The organism is Eubacterium sp. BIOML-A2, assembly GCF_009680135.1.
GTDB lineage: Bacteria > Bacillota > Clostridia > Lachnospirales > Lachnospiraceae > Faecalicatena > Faecalicatena contortus_B.
In genome coordinates this window covers 24,270-41,763 of sequence record NZ_WKZK01000045.1, presented here as the reverse complement: position 1 = coordinate 41,763, position 17,494 = coordinate 24,270, and the positions used below count along the sequence as shown (strand labels likewise).

Genomic DNA, 17,494 nt, shown 5'->3' with positions numbered 1-17,494 from the left:
GTCGATTCAAATATGAAAAATCAAGCGGAAATGACACCCGCTCTATTTGTCATGCCCTAATCGACTGTGAATAGTAACAGTAAAAAACATAGCACCGGAGGAAACAGTTGACGAAGAATTCATGCTGGAAGCCGTTCCTATGAAAAAACGCCGTTCTACCTACAGCCAGGTCATGGTATGGGTAGGGTTTGGCTATGTGGCAACAGGCCTGTTTGTCGGCGGTACGCTGGCAGGCTACGGCGGTGCTCCGGGACTGAACCCCGGGGAGGCAATTCTGGCGATAATCCTGGGGATGGGGGCATTATTCGTAATGACTTCCCTGCTGGGAGTAGCGGCACAGAGGACGGGACTCAATCTGGCGTTAATTTCCAGATACTCATATGGAAGCAAGGGATTTATCATACCAATGGCAATGATGGCACTTATGACATTCGGCTGGTTTTCCAGTATCGTAGGTATGGTAGCCGATATCTGGGGCGGCCTGATCGGCAATCCATCCGGCATTATTGTATTCAGCCCGGCGGCATGGGGATACCAAGCGGTACCGGATATTACGCTGGAAGTCCTGATTGCGGTTGTTGTATGGGGTGTTGTATTTACATACAGTGCGGTGAAAGGGATCAGTGCAATCGAAAAAGTTGCCAAATTTGCATGTCCGATTATTCTGGTAGTTGCCATTGTAGTAGGCGTGGGGATGATGAGAGAAGGCGGCGGCTTTGGAAGTTTTATGGATAAAGCAAACCATCTCGGAGGCCTGGGGCTTGGGACTGGTATCACGGCGGTTGTAGGAAGTTGGATTGCCGGCGCAGTTATGGGCGTGGATATGTTCCGTTTTAACAAGAGCGTTAAGGCGGTGTGGCTGTGTGCTGCATCCTGCTTTATTTTCACCAATCCGCTGCTTAACATTGTAGGTTATATCGGAAGTGTAAGCGTAGGACAGTATAACTATGTGGCATGGATGATGGGACTGAATGTGGTATTTGCATTTATCGGTGTATTCGCATGGACCACGTCTCTGTGGACAACTGATAACAGCGAGCTGTACTGTAACTCCCTTTATACAGGGCCGATCCTGGATGCTGTTGGCATTAAGGCAAACAGAAAAGTGCTGGTTGCGATCTGCGGTATCCTTGGAACCATATTAGGGGCAATCGGATTTTATCAGATATTCTTTGCGAACTTCATTAATACATTGGGAGCAATGACTCCGCCGCTGTGTGCACCGATCCTGGCTGACTACTATCTGATCGGGCATAAAAAGTATGACCACAAACTTCTCCATAAACAGCCGAAATGGCGCTGGGCAGGAATCGTTTCTTTTATCGTGGGCGCTGCACTGGGATATATCTTCCAGTACGTTACAACATTGCCGTACAACCTGCCGGCAGGTCTGTTTGCAATGATCGTATCGCTGTTTGTATACTATATCATCTATCGTTTTACACCGGATAAGAAGGAAGACGAGAAATTAATGGAGACTTTGTAGTATTGCTGCAAAAGCAAGGTATACCCAAAGGGCGCCCCGTAATGCATGCCCCGCGGGCGGTTTTTTAAGCAAGCTGAAAAAAATAAGGTATAATGGAATTAGCAGATCAAAAAAAGAAAGGGGTTTTACAATGAAAAAAGTATTTTTAAATGAATTCAGCGCTCTGGAGGTGCAGGAATTACTGAAAAATGCAGACCAGGTAACAGCGATCACCTGTTTCGGATCCTGCGAGAGCCACGGCTGGCACTGCTGTCTGGGACCGGATTATTTTGTCCCCACAGAGGTGGCAAAAAGAGTGGCGGAAAAGCTGGATAATGTCATTGTAGTTCCATGCGTTCCATTTGGAACATCCATCCATTACAACCAGTATCCAATGTCAGTCACCCTTCGTTATGATACAGAAATCGCAATCGCAGAGGACATATTTGAGAGTTTGATCAACAACGGAATCAAACATATCTATATCCTGAACGGGCATGACGGAAATATACCGGCGCTTGAGATTGCGGCGCATAACGTAAAGAACCGCCATAAAGACGCCAAATTCCTCTATCTGCCTGACTGGTGGACCAAGGTAGGCCCGATCATGGGAGACCGCTTCGAAGTATGGAACGGCCTGGGCCACGGCGGAGAGGGCGAGACATCCATCATGATGGCTGTACGTCCTGAACTGGTGAACCTGGAGCATGCCAAGAGCCAGGTACCGGAGAAGGTGATCGAGATCAACGAGACAACGGGCATCATCTGGGATATTAAAGAGATCACAGAGACCGGAGCTACGGGAGATCCGACCAAGGCAAGCATCGAAAAAGGGAATCAGATGCTGGATATCCTTGTTGGACTTGTGGCCGATGCGATTGAAGAAATGAATAAAAACGGGTGGACTTACTAGATCGAAGAAGCAGCATGAAAATAAGCACTGGAATGCAAGTCATTCCGGTGCTTATTTTATACTCCTAAGGCTTTCTGAAACTTACGAATTGAAAAATGATAGCAGGGACTGTTTACACTGCTACATGTTCCGGTATTCGTTCGGGGACAGACCGGTAGAATTTTTAAAGCTTCTGCTGAAATAATGCTGATCAGAGAACCCGAGCATTTCACTGATTTCCCGGATGGAGAGCTCGGGGTTCAACAAAAGTTCTTTTGCATCCTCGATTCTCAGCGAATTGATTAATTTCAAAGGGGACTGCCCCTTTTGCTTTTTAAATATTCTGGTCAGATAGGAGTGGTTAAAATGATATTTATCAGCCAGATCAGTTAGATTCAGATTTTCCCGGTAATGGAGGCGGATATATGCATCAAGTTCCTCTATCGTAACCTCTATATCAGTAGGAATCGCTGAGGTTAAGGCGATCCAGTGTGCAAGTTCTGAAGCGATCATTTCACCGGAAGCAAGCAGATCATTTTGTGTTTCCAATATATCAAAGACATGCAGGTACATCTTTTCATAGTCGTGATCCGAGATATATAAGTCCTGCTGCAGCATGTTTAATAACTGCATCAGTACCTTTTCCACCCAGGTCTGGGGATAGGGATGCTCCTTCCATTCTTCAAACAACTGCATCAGTGCGGTTTTGAAACCGGCAGTGTTATTGGATGAAATCATGGTATGCATGTAGCTGACAGAAACCTTTGAAAGAATTGCGGGGGGAAGGATAGGATCCTCTGCCGGCAAAGCTATTAAGGAAGACTTTCCAATTACAAGGGAAGAGAGCATACGGTTTCTCAATGACTGGAGAGACTGATTCAGCAGCGGGAATGTTACGTAATTCCTGTCATAGACAAGATTAACGGTGGACGTATGCAGGGATTGCTGTATATATTGGAAAATCAGCGGTGCAGTGCATTCCGGAGGCCCGGATTACTCCGCCGTAACCAGTAAGAATATATTCTTGTTTTCAAATGGAAATATCCAGTATCCCGAGCATGAAAATTCCGCATCATTGACCAGCGAATCCCAGGAAAAACGGGGCAGTGAATCCGGCATACCGGAACAGATGGCGGATTCAGAAAAGTGTTTGTGTTTCTGGCTGCGCAGATAGAGATTATCCAGGCAGACTAAAAATAAGGAAAAAGAAGTCTGACCGAGTGTCCTGCTTAACTTAACCAATTCGGGCGGGAATTCTTCGGCGTTCAGCTGGTGCCGCAAGGTGCGGTATATATCCGCCTTCTTTTTTCCCATAATAGCATCCCTGAGTGAAAACAAAATATTTTTCAGCTGCTCCGGCTGCAGCGGTTTTAAAAGATAATCCTTTACGCGATAGGTCAGCACTGTGCGGGCATACTCAAAATCATCGTAACCACTGACGATAACCGTTGAAATATCGGGATAATCTTCATACAGAATCCGGGCCAGTTCCAGGCCGTCCATAATGGGCATCCTGATGTCTGTAAAAACAATATCGGGGGGATTGTCCCGGATGATTTCCAGCGCTTCTTTTCCATTATAAGCCTCCCCAATAATCTGAAAATCGGGGGATACTGCGGATATTTTCTTCTGGATGTTTTTTAAAAGAAGGTTTTCATCCTCTACGACTAAAACCTTAATCGGATAATTTTTCATCATTCTTATCTCCTATGTTTTGTGTCAGGGGACCGCCGATGGTAACACACGCCCCGTTTCCGGGAAGGTTATCTAAACTGAAAATGAGGTCCTGCTTATATTTTAAAAAGAGCCTCATATAAAGGTTCAAAATCCCCATGCCATTTATGGAAAGCTCGGGAAGCGGCTTCTTCCAGTCGATTTCCAAAACCTTCTTATGAAAAGAATCCAGAAAATCGGGCGGAAAACCGGAACCGTTGTCCTTAACCTGTATGACCCAGCAGGAGTCCTTAATATATCCGGTTATATGTATCACCCAGGGAGGATCCACATTCAGTGCGTATTTGATACAATTTTCAACCAGCGGCTGAATGAGCAGCCGGGGAACCTTGATTGGTGAAAGGGAATCATCCATATTGATATGAAACTGGATTCTTTCACCATATTTTACCTTGATCAAATATATATAGGAACGAAGATGTTCCAGCTCCTGCCAGAGCGCCACGTCCATTGAAGAGTTGGATGACATATAGCGCAGAAGAACAGACAGTGAATCACACATTTTAACCGCCTGCTCATTTTCCCCATCTTCGGCCAGAATACTGATAGAAGCCAGAGTATTATATAGAAAATGCGGATTCATCTGTGACTGCAGTGCCAGCATCTTGGCGTCGGCAGCCATGGTATGGGCAGAAATGGCATCCTGCAGCGAGTCCTGCAGATTCTGCTGCATCTGTTCAAAGGAGCGGTACAGAGAATCCAGTTCCTTGAAGGTACTTTTATAATCCGGCAGTTCGTATGAGCTTAAGTTGTCAAAGGTAAGAGCATGCGCCGTTTGCTCCAGCTTCTTCAGCGGGATGGTCATCTTATTGGCAATCTGCCAGGTGATAAACAGGAGCAGGATTAATAATAGGAAGGATGCAGTAATCAAAAGCGTCCGGAATTGATAGAATGAAGCGAAAATCTTTGATTCTTCTGCAGTGACAAACACGGTCCAGTTCGTAAAGTCGGAAGCATGGCACGCGAACAGGGTGGAAGCGTTATCCCGGGTTTGGTAAATCGTGGACTGGGGGGCGGACTCCGGTGACCTTGCGAGCTCCAGCATACGTTTTTTCAGGTTCTGAGGGGGTCTGGCCTCATAAGGATATACCAGTGTCCCACCGCTGTCATAAACGTATATATGTTTGATTTCCTTTTGGTTGTGAAGCGCGTTCTTTATCTTTTTATCTAAATAAGAATACTCCAGCTGCAATTCCAGAACTGCAGTCTGATTCATGGTATCATCCGGGGAAAAAGCGCGGCAGAGAGATACGACCGGGGTCTCGGAGCTGTTAAGCTCGGGAATATGAGGCGGTAGGATCTTTTTCTTGCCATAAGCTAAAAGGGTTGGGTTAAACCAGGAGATCTCGTGAAAACTTTCCGGATCCCGGATGGAAAAAATACTGTTATTGCCTACATAGATATAATGTCCTTCGATGTCTGCAATGTTGAGGCTCATATGGTTGAAAGAAAGCTTAATAATATCAAAAAGCGTGGTGGAAAATGCCAGCTTATTATTATAGGAATCGATATCATGGGAATATAGATCCCGGACAAGATAGGAGTGGAGTGGATCAGAGCTGACAATACGTTTGGAAAGCTCATCAATCTGCTCCATCTGTGCATCCAGGAGTGTGGAGATATTATCACAGTCGGCCTGGAGCTCGCTGGTTGCATTCTTTTGGAGTGTGTTGCCCAAAATAATATAAAGAATAACCATAAAAATCACAATAATTGGGAAAATCAATGCAGCGTATCTAAAAAAAAGTTTAGAGTGTAGAGATTTCATTTATTGCACCTCGTTTCACAATTAGAGTACTCAAATATTACTTATAAAAATTATAGAGGAACTAATGAGAAAAATCAATAGAGCCGGAAAGCTGGTACAAAATGTGCACAACATCAGGTAGATTTTTTCTAAAGCTTTATTTGAGAAAGACGATATAATAGCATTATAAGGTTTACAGGAAAAAGGAGGAAGGATATGAGAAACAAAAAGTTAGTAAAAATGACAGCTATGGCGGCCACCGCGGCAATGATGATGACGCTTGCGGCAGGATGTGGGAATTCGGGTTCTGATACATCGGACAAGAAAGAAGACGCCACGGCATCAAAAGGCGGATCAACAATCACAATCGCGGCGTCCGCAGGATGGGTAAAGGACATTGATAAAGAACTGGCGGCAAAGTATGAGGAGGAATCAGGCAATACGATTGAGTGGCAGGTCAGCCCGGACGATCAGTATGAGAATGTACTGAACTCCAAATTATCGGTAGGGGAAGGCGCGGATATCTTTTACATACGTTCCGGAGTAACGATCAACAAATACCAGCCGGAGAAATACATGATGGATATGTCGGATCAGGAATGGGCGTCCCGTTACACCGACTGGGCAAAGGAAGGCGTATCGAACGACGGAAAAATAGTACAGTTCCAGACATGGAGCGTAGACGGCTGGGGAATCCTGTATAACAAGGACATTTTTAAAGAAGCCGGCATTACAGAAGTTCCAAAAGACTATGAGAGCTTTAAAGCGGCATGCGACAAAGTCCTGGCAGCAGGCAAAACTCCAATTTATGAGCCGGGCGCAGCACAGTGGCATCTGGGAACCTGGCTGGGCGGAATGACAACCCAGGAAGAGGCAGAGAACGAAGGATTTTATGCAGGCCTGAATGATAACAGTGAAGTCTTTGCAGGAAAAGAAGGACTGGCAAAATCACTGGATCAGATGGTTGAACTGGAAAAAGCCGGATACTTCGGCAAAGACTTTATGGCAAACACCTGGGAAGACATGGTAGCCAAGATGGCATCCGGCGACTATGCAATGGGCGTTGTATACACCACATTCCCGGCAGAGGTCGAGGCAGTGAATCCGGAAATGACACAGGATACCTGGGGCATGTTCCCGATTCCGTTGAATGACAACAAAGAATTCGGCGTATCCGCAGGCGGAATTGGACGTTGTGTAAATAAGGATACAAAAGTAGCGGACGCTGTTATGGACTATTTCGAATTCTTATCACAGCCGGAGAACCTGACCGCATATTATGATGCACGAAAAGACCTTGGACCATGTTCCTTCACCGATATCCCGGGTAATGTGCCGGCGGCATACGAAGACGTTATAAACAATGCATCAGGCACAGGATTTACGGCGGAAGACGGTGTTTTATACTGGGACAACGCACAGGTTGGAAACTTAATGCAGGGCATGTTCCTGGGCAACTCCAGTGCAGAGGATGTACTCAAAGGGATTGATGACCTCAGACAGCCGAGTTTTGGCAAATAGGGAATAAGTTATACCCAAAGGGCACCCCGTAACGCATGCCCTTCGGGCGGTTCTGCAGCAAAGCTGCAGAACAATGTATGGCTGGGAGAATGGCTTTTGTCGGCCATTCTCCTTTTTTATGACATAGGAATTCCTCCGGGAGGATGCACACGCCGCGATAAGATATATAGCCGCAAAGCGGCATCGCGGCGGCACCAAAGTGTGCAAGCCCCTCATGAGTGAGAGGGTGGGGCGTTGAGGTGGGCTTGCCCACTTTGTTATACAAAAAATACTTAAAAAGTTAGAGGCGAAATATGTATAAGAAAAAATTATATGGGATGAGGTTCATACTGCCTGCATTTATTTTATATACAGTTTTGTATATTATCCCAACCATTGCAGGAATGGTAATCTCAATGACAGACTGGAATGTAACACGTCCGGATATACAGTTTATCGGTCTGCAGAATTTTGTGGACATCTTTACATCAAAGGGCGGGAATTATCTGGCAAGCATAGGACACACGTTTGAGTTTACGGTAGTTACCGTCATTTTAAAAACACTTTTGGGCTTAGGCCTGGCGCTTTTGCTGAACAAGGGCCTGAAGAGCCGGAATCTGTTTCGGACGATATTCTTTCTGCCCTATGCGCTGGCTCCGCTGATTATAGGTATTACATTTGTATCAGTTCTCAAGCCCAACGGACCGCTGAACATTATTCTGGAATCCCTGGGGATGTCTGGGCTGACGCATTCCTGGCTGACGGAGAGCGCCACTGCCATGGGCTCCACGATGATGGTAGAGGTGTGGCGGATGGCAGGCTGGAATATGATGATTCTCCTGGCGGGCCTGCAGATGATACCGGAAGAGTATTACGAGGCAGCATCCATAGACGGCGCCGGGGCATGGAAAAAGTTTACAAAGATCACGCTGCCGTTTCTGCGTCCGTCATTGATGACAGTGACCGTATTAAATACAATCCACGGCCTGCGGGTATTTGACATCATCTACTCATTGACAGGCGGAGGACCGGGCGGCCTGACGGAGGTCATTAACACGCAGGTATTCAAAGAATTCGGCATGGGCCGTTATGGAATGGCGAATGCGCTGAATGTCGTCATATTCCTGATGACAGTCATCATAGCGGTAGGGCTCCAGAGAGCGCTGAGCGGAAAGGGGAAAAATGAATAAAAACAAAACATATAAAAACCTGAGAAAATTACTGAAGTTTCTGTTTATTGCCGCCAGCAGCTGCATCATACTTGTGCCGATCTATTTTATTGTGGTGAATTCCCTGAAAACAGTGGAAGAGTCCAGGATGCTGAGTTTCAGTCTGCCAGAAGTTTTCCAGTGGGGGAACTACCTCGAGGTAATCAAAGCAGGATCCCTGGTGCGGGCTTTTGGCAACAGCATGCTGATGGCAGGTGTGTCTACGGTGATCGCTGTTCTGGTCTCTTCTATGGCGGCCTATGCCTTGAGCCGACGGCGTTCAAAGGCGCATAACAGGGTTTATCTGTACTTCTTTATGGGGCTGATCGCACCCGTGAATTATGTTACCACACTGTTCACCTTAAAGTTTCTGCATCTGCAGAATACATATCTGGGGATTATCCTGGAATTTGCGACCCTGGGAATTCCATTCCTGGTGTTCCTGTACTATGGATTTTTCGATAATATCCCCCGGGAACTGGATGAAGCGGCTGTCATAGATGGATGTACCCCGTTTCAGTTATTTTTCAAGGTCATCTTTCCGCTGCTGAAGCCGGCAACCATAACGGGGATCGTTCTGAATTTTCTGGGTGCATGGAATGACTTTGTCACACCGCTGTATCTCCTCAGTGATAATAAAAAACTGGGAATGACAAACTCAATCTATAATTTCTTTGGCGAGCATTTCAATGACTGGAATATGGTATTTGCGGACATTATCCTGACAATCGCGCCGATCTTAATCATCTATATCTGCGGACAGAAGTACATTGTCAGCGGAACGGCCGGCGCGGTTAAGGGGTAAGCAAGCCCCAAAATAAAAATGCGGGGAGAAGACTATGAAACAGTGGGATTATATATTAGGCGGTATAACCTTGCGTTATATCCGGGAGGATTTGACAGGCCATATTTCCATGGTGCTGCTGCCAGAGGGGATGGATTCCTGCTTTGAAAAGAGAAGAACCGAAATGAGAATGCGGAATAACATCTGCAATGCATGGGATATAGGGGCGCTCTGCCATCTGTCTCTGCGCCATCATGCCCAGGGAAACGGTGCGGGCTGTACACTGAAATATGGAGAGAGTACAGAGAAGCTGCGGTATAAGAGCCAGGAAAAAACGAAAGAAGGAAATGTGGTCCGCATTATTACCTTATTAGAGGCCGAAGAGGGGTACTGCGTCAGGCATACGGTGACATATACCGAGGGGGAAAGCGGCATTGAAGTGGAAAATGAGTTTCAAAACCATTCGGAAAGACCCTTTACGTTAGATATGATGACCAGCTTTTCTTTGGATAATCTGAGTCCTTTTCAACCAGATGATGCGCCGTATCAGCTGAGGCTGCACCGATTCAGAGGCGGCTGGAGCCTGGAGGGAAAGCACCAGGCGGATACAGTGGAAGAACTGAACCTGGAAGGCACCTGGTTCCGGGCATTTCCAGAGAGTGAACGTTATGGCTGCCTGGGGGCCCATACGGTAAAGCGCTGGTTCCCGTTCGGATGCGTGGAAGACCGGGATGCGGGGGTATTCTGGGCGGTTCAGATGGAAGCGGCCTCCTCCTGGCAGATGGAATTTTCAAGGGACGGAGACTGCTATTCCTTATCCGGAGGCGTGGCGGACTGTGAGTTCGGCGGCTGGTGGAAAAAAATATCTCCAGGCGGGAGCTTTCTGGCCCCAAAGGCATATATAAGCGTAAGCTCCTGCGGACTGTGGGACGTGTGCCAGAATATCACGGACATGTTTCATAAATATGCGGATCTGCAGCCGGATTGTGAAAAGGAACTTCCGATTCTTTTTAATGAATGGTGTACAACCTGGGGGAAACCTACCGAAGAGGAAATACTCATTTTGGCAGAAAAATTAAAAGAAACGCCGGCAAAGTATCTGGTGATTGATGCCGGGTGGAGCAAAAAAGAGTGCGAAGACGGGGACCCTCAGGGCGGAAACGGGGAATGGGAACCTGATCAGGATAAATTTCCGCATGGCCTTAAGTATCTTTCACGGTGCCTTAAGGACGCAGGACTTCGAACAGGGATCTGGATGGAGTTCGAGGTGACGACAAAGGGGGCAAATGTGCACAGCGGCACATATGATTCTATGCATTTATACCGGAATGGGGAGGTGATACAGACAGGGGGAATCAGGCGCTTCTGGGACTTCAGGCAGACGGAAGTTACGCAGTATCTGAAAGAAAGGGTGCTGGATTTTCTGAGGGAGAACGGGATCCAATATCTAAAGGTGGACTACAACGGCTCCATCGGATACGGGTGCGACGGTGCGGAAAGCCCGGGTGAAGGGCTGCGGCAGCAGATGCAGGCGGTTCACCGATTCTTCGGTATGCTCCGCAGGGAATATCCGGAGCTGGTTATTGAAAACTGTGCGTCGGGAGGACACCGGCTGGAACCCTCCTTAGTAAAACTTACCGCCATGAGTTCCTTTTCCGATGCGCATGAGTGCCGGGAGATTCCGTATATAGCGGCAAACCTTCATCAGCTGGTGCTGCCCAGGCAGTGCCAGGTCTGGGCGGTGATCTCTCCTGAACTTGAGCTGCAGGAAATCCAGTACCGCCTGATTTCCGGAATGCTGGGGCGCTTCTGCCTGTCGGGGCCCGTGCAGGATTTAAACGCGGAACAATGGCAGGAAGTGAAGGACGCCATGCGTTTCTACGGGAAGGCTCGGGAAATCATCAAGAAGGGAAGAAGCAGGCTTGTGCGGACCGGCAGGAACAATCAGCACCATTTGGAAGGCGCACAGATTTTATTTCGGGAAATGGAAGGAAAAGTATTAGTGATATATCATGCTTTTTCGAATCCTCCGACCAGCATCGGGGGGATTCTGCCGGAAGGAAAGTGGAAAATAACAGACGCTTTTGGCAGAAAATGCAGATTAGAACTTGGAAAGGAGGAATTAAAGATCTGGCCGCAGGACTCCTGGGAGGCCGGGGCGGTCTATTTGGAAAGAGGTTAAGGAAAATGGCTGCTGTTAGACAATTGCACTAATTATGAGACGATCTACCAGAATTATGAGGAAGGAAAAGGAGATTAAGGTGAAATCAAAGAAAATAAAACGCACGCTGCCCGTGCTGCTTTCGGCTGCACTGCTGTTCTCGTCGTTTAATACGGCGGCTGCCCCGCTGGGGACAGAAGAAGCGGTGGAACCGGCGGCGCTGGTAAACGATGGATTACTGATTGATTTTGATATGGATTCACTGGAAGGAAATTCGATACTGAATAAGGCAGATGGCAAGGCTTATGCGGTTTTGGGAGATAATCCTGCACTGACAGACGGAAAAGACGGACATGGCAAAGCGCTGCTGATGGACGGCAGAACAAATTATGTAAACCTGGGGAAGGATTACCAGGTTACAGAGAATGCTCTTACTATAGCCGCCTGGGTAAAACCGGACTCTGCACATAGCGGTATGATGCGGATCTTCGGAAGAGGGAGAACCGCGGTTACCGGAGAAAAGGAACTTTCACTTTATATGCGGCAGAACGGGGCTTTGGAAGCACAGTGCCCGGAATGGTCCGCATCAGATCCCGGAACAGTAACTATGGATGAGTGGCAGCACGTAGCAGTCACGAATGACGGCACAACACAGAGACTCTATCTGAATGGAGCCGTTGTAAAAGAGGAAACATGTGCGGGGCCGACAGAGAAATGGGATTTGGATCTCTTATTAGGTTCCTGCTGGAATACGGATGCATCGGCAGTATTTTCTGACCATTTGTTCCAGGGGGGAATGGATGATGTAAAACTCTATTCCCGTGCTTTGTCGGAGGAGGAGATTCAAACGCTGGCCGATATTGATAATGGCGGTGGCGGCGGAGAAGGCGGCGGAGAGGACATTGAACTGCCGGACGCGCTTTATGAATTTACCATGGATGAAGTCAAAGACGGAACCGGAGAGCTGGAAGGCCAGAAGGTGATCGTCAATCATGCGGATCAGAAAGAATATCCCATCTACGGAAATTACCGGGTGGACGATTTTGGTATTTACGATAAGTCCATTGAGTTTGACGGAGCCACCACCTATGTTGATATCGGAAGGCCGCCAATACATACGCAGTATACGTTCGAGGCCTGGACGAATATTGATAATTCATCCGCCAATTCCCTGAATAAAATATTCGGCAGGGATAAAACAACGGTGCCGAGAGATGCATTTTATTTTTGTGTAAGGAATAACGGAAATATTGAGGCAGAAATCAGGGATGATGTAAACAACGGCTGGATGGAAGCGGGGGCGGGATCCTATGAGTTTAACAACTGGAATCATCTTGCCCTGACCTGTGACGGAAAAGTTTACAGCCTGTATTATAACGGAGAATTGATTGCACAGGAAACCTTTGCGGAAATGGACCTGGACACCAATCCTCTTTCCATGCTGATTGGCTGCGGATACAATAAAGACGGTACAGGTCTGTTTAATGGACATGCCTTTAAAGGAAGAATGGATGATGTACGCATTTATGACAAAGCGCTGACCGCAGAGCAGATTAAAAAGAGTACGGAAGGAATCAAAGACAGTATTCCGCCGGAAGTAGTCAGTATCTCTCCGGCAGAAGGCAGTCTGCTGAGTGTAGAAGGAAAACTCAGCATCGAATATAATATGAGTATTGCACTGGGCAGTGAAAAGCCGCAGATTCTGGACAAGGATCAAAAGCCGGTTCCTGCAGAAGCAGTGGCGGAAGACCGCAATGAATCCGTGGAAGGCACAGAAACGCTGGTAGTCTATCCGACTGAAAAGCTGAAAAGCGGTATGAATTATACCTATCATATACCGGCAGGCGCAGCGGTGAATGCGCAGGGAACCGTGAATCAGGAAAAAGAGTGGACCTTTTCTGTCTCAACTGACCTGGCTGGTGATTCGGAAAATAGTGATTTAAACTACTGGGCTTCCGGTGATGTCGATGTTCCTTCTTCCATAGAGAAAAAAGAAGGGAAATTGATTCTTTCTAACGGGCTGGTGGAAAGAGTATTTGACATCGGGAAAAATTTCCAGACAATTAGCTATAAGAATCTGTACACTGGACTGGAACTGCTGAATACGGAGGATCTGCAGGCAGATGCGAGCATTACATTAAATAAAGAATATGCGGATAATTCGACGCAGGGCGATCAGTTATTCTACATTGGCGGTGAGAATCAGGATGTTTCTTCCTTCCAGTTTGTTGATTATGAGATTGAAGAGAAAACAGAAGAGCCATTCCACTGGGAATGGGACGAAAGAATTTCTCCGGAATCCATGAAGGATACACAGTGGCCGGCGGCAGGCAAAGCGCTGGTTGTAAACTACAAAGCTCCAAAAGGAATTGACAAGGATTTTGCAGATGTGAAAGTCCAGGTGAGATATGAGATCTACGACGGCATTCCTTCCATCTCCAAGTCCATACATGTAACCAATGAAGGAAAGAACGACGTAATCGTTGATAAAATGGAAGTGGAAATACTTCCCGTACCTGTCACTCTGAAAGATGCTCTGTATGTAGAGGGAACCATGAACTCCGGCAATGAAAACCATGACCGGAATAATGGGAAAGAGCGCTACAAGCAATGGGAAGATGTAGATGGTACGAATGGAAAAATCATCAGCCGTTATGCGGCTCCCGCGGGTGATAATACGATCGCCGCAGGCATGGGATATGATACCGGGAATATCGGGCCGAATTACCGCCTTGCCAAAGATGAGACTTTCGATTCCTATAAAGTGTACCAGATGTTCTACTCGAACAGTTATTATGAGTGGCAGATGATGGAAGTAAAGAAAATGTACCGGGTGCTGTTTCCACAGACGGCGGATGCCCCATTAATTTACCATATTATCAGCTCCGACGATGCAACGGTCAAGAAGGGAATTGACCAGGCGCACAATGCAGGATTCAATATGGTACTGCTTTCCTTTGGCTCAGGGGTCAATGTGGAAGATACCTCTGCATCCAATATTGCAAAATATAAAGCGCTCTGCGATTATGCCCATGAGAAAGGAATGCTGCTTGGTGCGTATGTGATGCAGGCGGCGCGCGGCGGCAGTGAAAGCTTCAGCGGATGCTGGGGAACCATGCGCTGCATGTGCGGAACGGATGCCCATGAAACGCTGGAGAGCACGCTGGAATTCATCGACCAGACAGGGCTGGACTGCCTGGAGGTTGACGGAATCTATCCGGGGGCAATCTGTACGGCCACAAACCACAGCGGACATGAGGGCGTGGAAGATTCCCAGACAAAGCAGTGGGAATACGCAGTACATGATTTTTACAGAGAATTAAGGGCTAGAAATGTATATATCAATTCTCCTGACTGGAACTTTACGGTCGGAGCCAGCATGGCGGTTATGGGCTATCAGGAGCCAGGGTTTAACGTAACGCCATGGAGGCAGCTGATTTACGGCAGGGAAATGGCTTATTACGGTACATTTGAGAAAATTCCGGCGATGGGCTGGACTCTGGTGCCTCTGTCACCATATCAGGGCGGTTCGGATTCTTCCTTCTGGCCGTATGATGAGAAAATTATGGCCTATGATTTTATGATCGGCATGAATATGATGTATGGTATTACAGGTTCCTACCGTGGAGGGAACGGACTGTATCAGGGAGAAGTTTCACAGAATGTAATCGAGACCTGGGGAGAATTATATAATAAGTATAAGGACATCCTTGGGGAAAGCGTTGTTCACATCGCACCTCCGCTTGCTACTAGCGATACCAGCCTGACTACAGATGCAATAGACGGCATCATCCATGTGGACAGTGACGGAGTGCAGAAAGGGCTGGCGGCCTTCTTCAACCAGACAACGGAGACCGTGACCCAGACCGTAAAAATTCCGCTGTATTATACCGGACTGACAGGCCTTGCATCCCCTCCGGCGCCGGTGGAAGGTTCCCATTACCGTGCAAGCGGTGTTTTTGCGGAATTGGTCAAGATGCCTGAAGTACCGGAGATTCCGGAAGTGAATGCTGTTCCTACAGAGAACGAGGCTTATGTATGCATAGGGGATATGAATGGAAAGAAGTATACCATCGACAGCAACGGAAATATCGAAGTCGAGCTGACATTAGAGCCGAATACTTATACATGGCTCACGGTATATGATCCTGAAAATATCCCGGAAGACGCGGCTAAGACCGTTGAAATTCCGGCACCGGATCATGCATCGGTAAAGGAAGCTGCATCGGATCATGCGTCACTAACCTGGGATCCGGTACAGATGGAAGGACGAAATGTAAAGGAATATCATATCTACCGAAACGGGGAATATCTGGATAAGACCTTTACGAATGAGTATGTGGATACCACACTCGCGGCAGAGCAGGAATATGAATATAGTATCATGGCAGTCCATAATTCTGTGGCAGGTAAGGGCGCGGCAGTCAGGGTAAGCACAATGGCTGATGAGACCGCACCGCAGGCTGTATCAGCAAAAGCAGTTTCTAAGAACCAGATTCAAGTTACATTTAACGAATTTACAGAAAAAGAAACCACAGAAAATATCCAGAACTACACAGTAGAAAACGGATCCGTTATTAAGGCGGAGCAGGGAACAGACGGCAAATCCGTCGTTCTGACGATAGAAGGAACGCTGGAAGCGTTTAAAGAGATCAATATATCCGTAAACCACGTGAAAGACCTGGTTGGAAATGAAATGACCGAAGAGAATGTTCTGAAGGTTGTATTCGGATACCTTGGAGAGTATAAATTCGAAGAGGAAGAAGGCAATACGGCCCAAAACAGTAAAGGCGGCATAGAAGGAACGATCCAGGGGGCAGTTGCACGGACAGAAGGTATTGAGGGACAGGGACTTTTACTGGACGGAGCGACTTCTTATCTGGACTTGGGCGATATTCTGAAAGGGAACGGAGAATATACGCTTAACGGCTGGATCAATGTTGAAAATACGGATGGTTCACAGGTCATAGTGGGCCGAGAGCGGGATTCCTATGACAGTTGGAAATGGAAACTGTATATTGAAGATGGTCAGTTGAAATTCAGCATGAATAACGGAAAAGGCGCTTACCCGGGACACGAAGCAGACGGAGAGATCGTGATGCTGCTGGAGAGCGGGCAGAGTGTAGTAGAAGCCGGAAAATGGCAGCAGTTTGCTCTGTCACAAAATGGCGATACTGTTACACTTTATTTAAACGGTGAAGCCGTTGCCGAACAGACCCAGGAAGGCATTTCAAATGCCCTGACACCTTATACCACATGGTTTGGTGCAATGCGGAATAATGCAGGAGGAGAACCGGTTCTGAATCTGAAAGGAATACTGGATGAAGTCAACGTATATAACACTGTATTAAATGGGGATCAGGTAAAAGAGCTGTATAATCTGCATGCCCAGCCCGTAGATCCGGACCCGGACAAACCAAACCCAGACGATCCGGACCCGGACAAACCGGATCCAGACCAGCCAGACCCGGACAAACCAGATCCGGACCAGCCAGATCCGGATAAACCAAATCCTGATCAGCCCGGATTTGATACATCCATATTATCAGACCTGATTGAGAAAGCAAAGGCAATCAAGAGTGACGGTTATACGCAGGAAAGTTACAATGCACTGCAGGATGCAATTAAAGCGGCAGAGGATGCACTTGGAAAAGTGAAGACAGACGATGAGCTGAACCAGGCTGTTGCTGAGCTGCAGAAAGCGGTCGATGGATTAGTGAAGGAGGGCACAGATCCGGGAAAAGAGCCTGGAGACAAGCCGAACCAGGGCGGTTCCAATTCGAATAAGCCTTCCGGAGGAAACGGAAATTCCGGCGGAACATCCGCGAAGACAGTAAAGACTGGGGATGAGAGCGGGAATATGATCGCATTGTGGGGAATTTTACTTGCATGCGCAGGAGCCGGAATAGTGATCGTAGTAAGAAAAAAATATAAAAGGCAGTAACTTGAAGGCAGGAAGATTGTAAAAAACAGGGCTGTGCACTTGATTAGTGTACAGCCCTT

Annotated in this window: 10 protein-coding genes; 7 read left to right on the top strand and 3 right to left on the bottom strand. The window is 47.3% G+C overall.

Annotation, left to right across the window (positions count from 1 at the left end; genetic code table 11):
- Window positions 1-139 precede the first annotated feature (139 nt).
- A complete protein-coding gene (locus tag GKG43_RS15440) occupies window positions 140-1,486 on the top strand; it encodes a cytosine permease (RefSeq protein WP_243125862.1) in 1,347 nt (448 codons plus the stop codon).
- A 130-nt stretch (window positions 1,487-1,616) separates the two neighbouring features.
- Window positions 1,617-2,378: a creatininase family protein gene (locus GKG43_RS15435; RefSeq protein WP_050640692.1), complete on the top strand. Its 762-nt coding sequence runs from the start codon at window positions 1,617-1,619 to the stop codon at window positions 2,376-2,378.
- Window positions 2,379-2,498: 120 nt separating this feature from the next.
- Here the strand turns inward: GKG43_RS15435 and GKG43_RS15430 are convergent, their stop codons facing one another.
- From GKG43_RS15430 to GKG43_RS15420, 3 genes are all read right to left on the bottom strand, one after another.
- Window positions 2,499-3,206, bottom strand: coding sequence for an AraC family transcriptional regulator (locus GKG43_RS15430; RefSeq protein ID WP_129879316.1), 708 nt, complete (start codon window positions 3,204-3,206; stop codon window positions 2,499-2,501).
- Between the two features lie 144 nt (window positions 3,207-3,350).
- A complete protein-coding gene (locus GKG43_RS15425; RefSeq protein WP_202976924.1) occupies window positions 3,351-4,055 on the bottom strand; it encodes a response regulator in 705 nt (234 codons plus the stop codon).
- Window positions 4,033-5,859, bottom strand: coding sequence for a sensor histidine kinase (locus tag GKG43_RS15420; protein ID WP_055151380.1), 1,827 nt, complete (start codon window positions 5,857-5,859; stop codon window positions 4,033-4,035). Before GKG43_RS15420 ends, GKG43_RS15425 begins: the two co-directional genes overlap by 23 nt.
- Before the next feature lie 195 nt (window positions 5,860-6,054).
- On the opposite strand from GKG43_RS15420, the gene GKG43_RS15415 reads away from it, so the two are divergent.
- The 5 genes from GKG43_RS15415 to GKG43_RS15395 all read left to right on the top strand — a co-directional run bounded on the left by GKG43_RS15415 (window position 6,055) and on the right by GKG43_RS15395 (window position 17,435).
- Window positions 6,055-7,359 (top strand): ABC transporter substrate-binding protein, encoded by a 1,305-nt coding sequence (locus tag GKG43_RS15415; protein ID WP_055151377.1) that lies wholly within the window; start codon window positions 6,055-6,057, stop codon window positions 7,357-7,359.
- 293 nt (window positions 7,360-7,652) lie between these two features.
- Window positions 7,653-8,528: a sugar ABC transporter permease gene (locus tag GKG43_RS15410; protein WP_055151374.1), complete on the top strand. Its 876-nt coding sequence runs from the start codon at window positions 7,653-7,655 to the stop codon at window positions 8,526-8,528.
- The gene (locus tag GKG43_RS15405; protein WP_025655876.1) at window positions 8,521-9,351 is read left to right on the top strand and encodes a carbohydrate ABC transporter permease; all 831 of its coding nucleotides are present in this window, start codon (window positions 8,521-8,523) and stop codon (window positions 9,349-9,351) included. Before GKG43_RS15410 ends, GKG43_RS15405 begins: the two co-directional genes overlap by 8 nt.
- 34 nt (window positions 9,352-9,385) lie before the next feature.
- Window positions 9,386-11,512 carry an alpha-galactosidase gene (locus GKG43_RS15400; RefSeq protein ID WP_055151371.1) on the top strand — a complete coding sequence of 709 codons (2,127 nt, stop codon included), beginning with the start codon at window positions 9,386-9,388 and terminating at the stop codon, window positions 11,510-11,512.
- Window positions 11,513-11,591: 79 nt separating this feature from the next.
- On the top strand, window positions 11,592-17,435 hold the full coding sequence (locus GKG43_RS15395) for a LamG-like jellyroll fold domain-containing protein (protein ID WP_167702482.1): 5,844 nt from the start codon (window positions 11,592-11,594) through the stop codon (window positions 17,433-17,435).
- The last annotated feature ends 59 nt before the right edge of the window (window positions 17,436-17,494 follow it).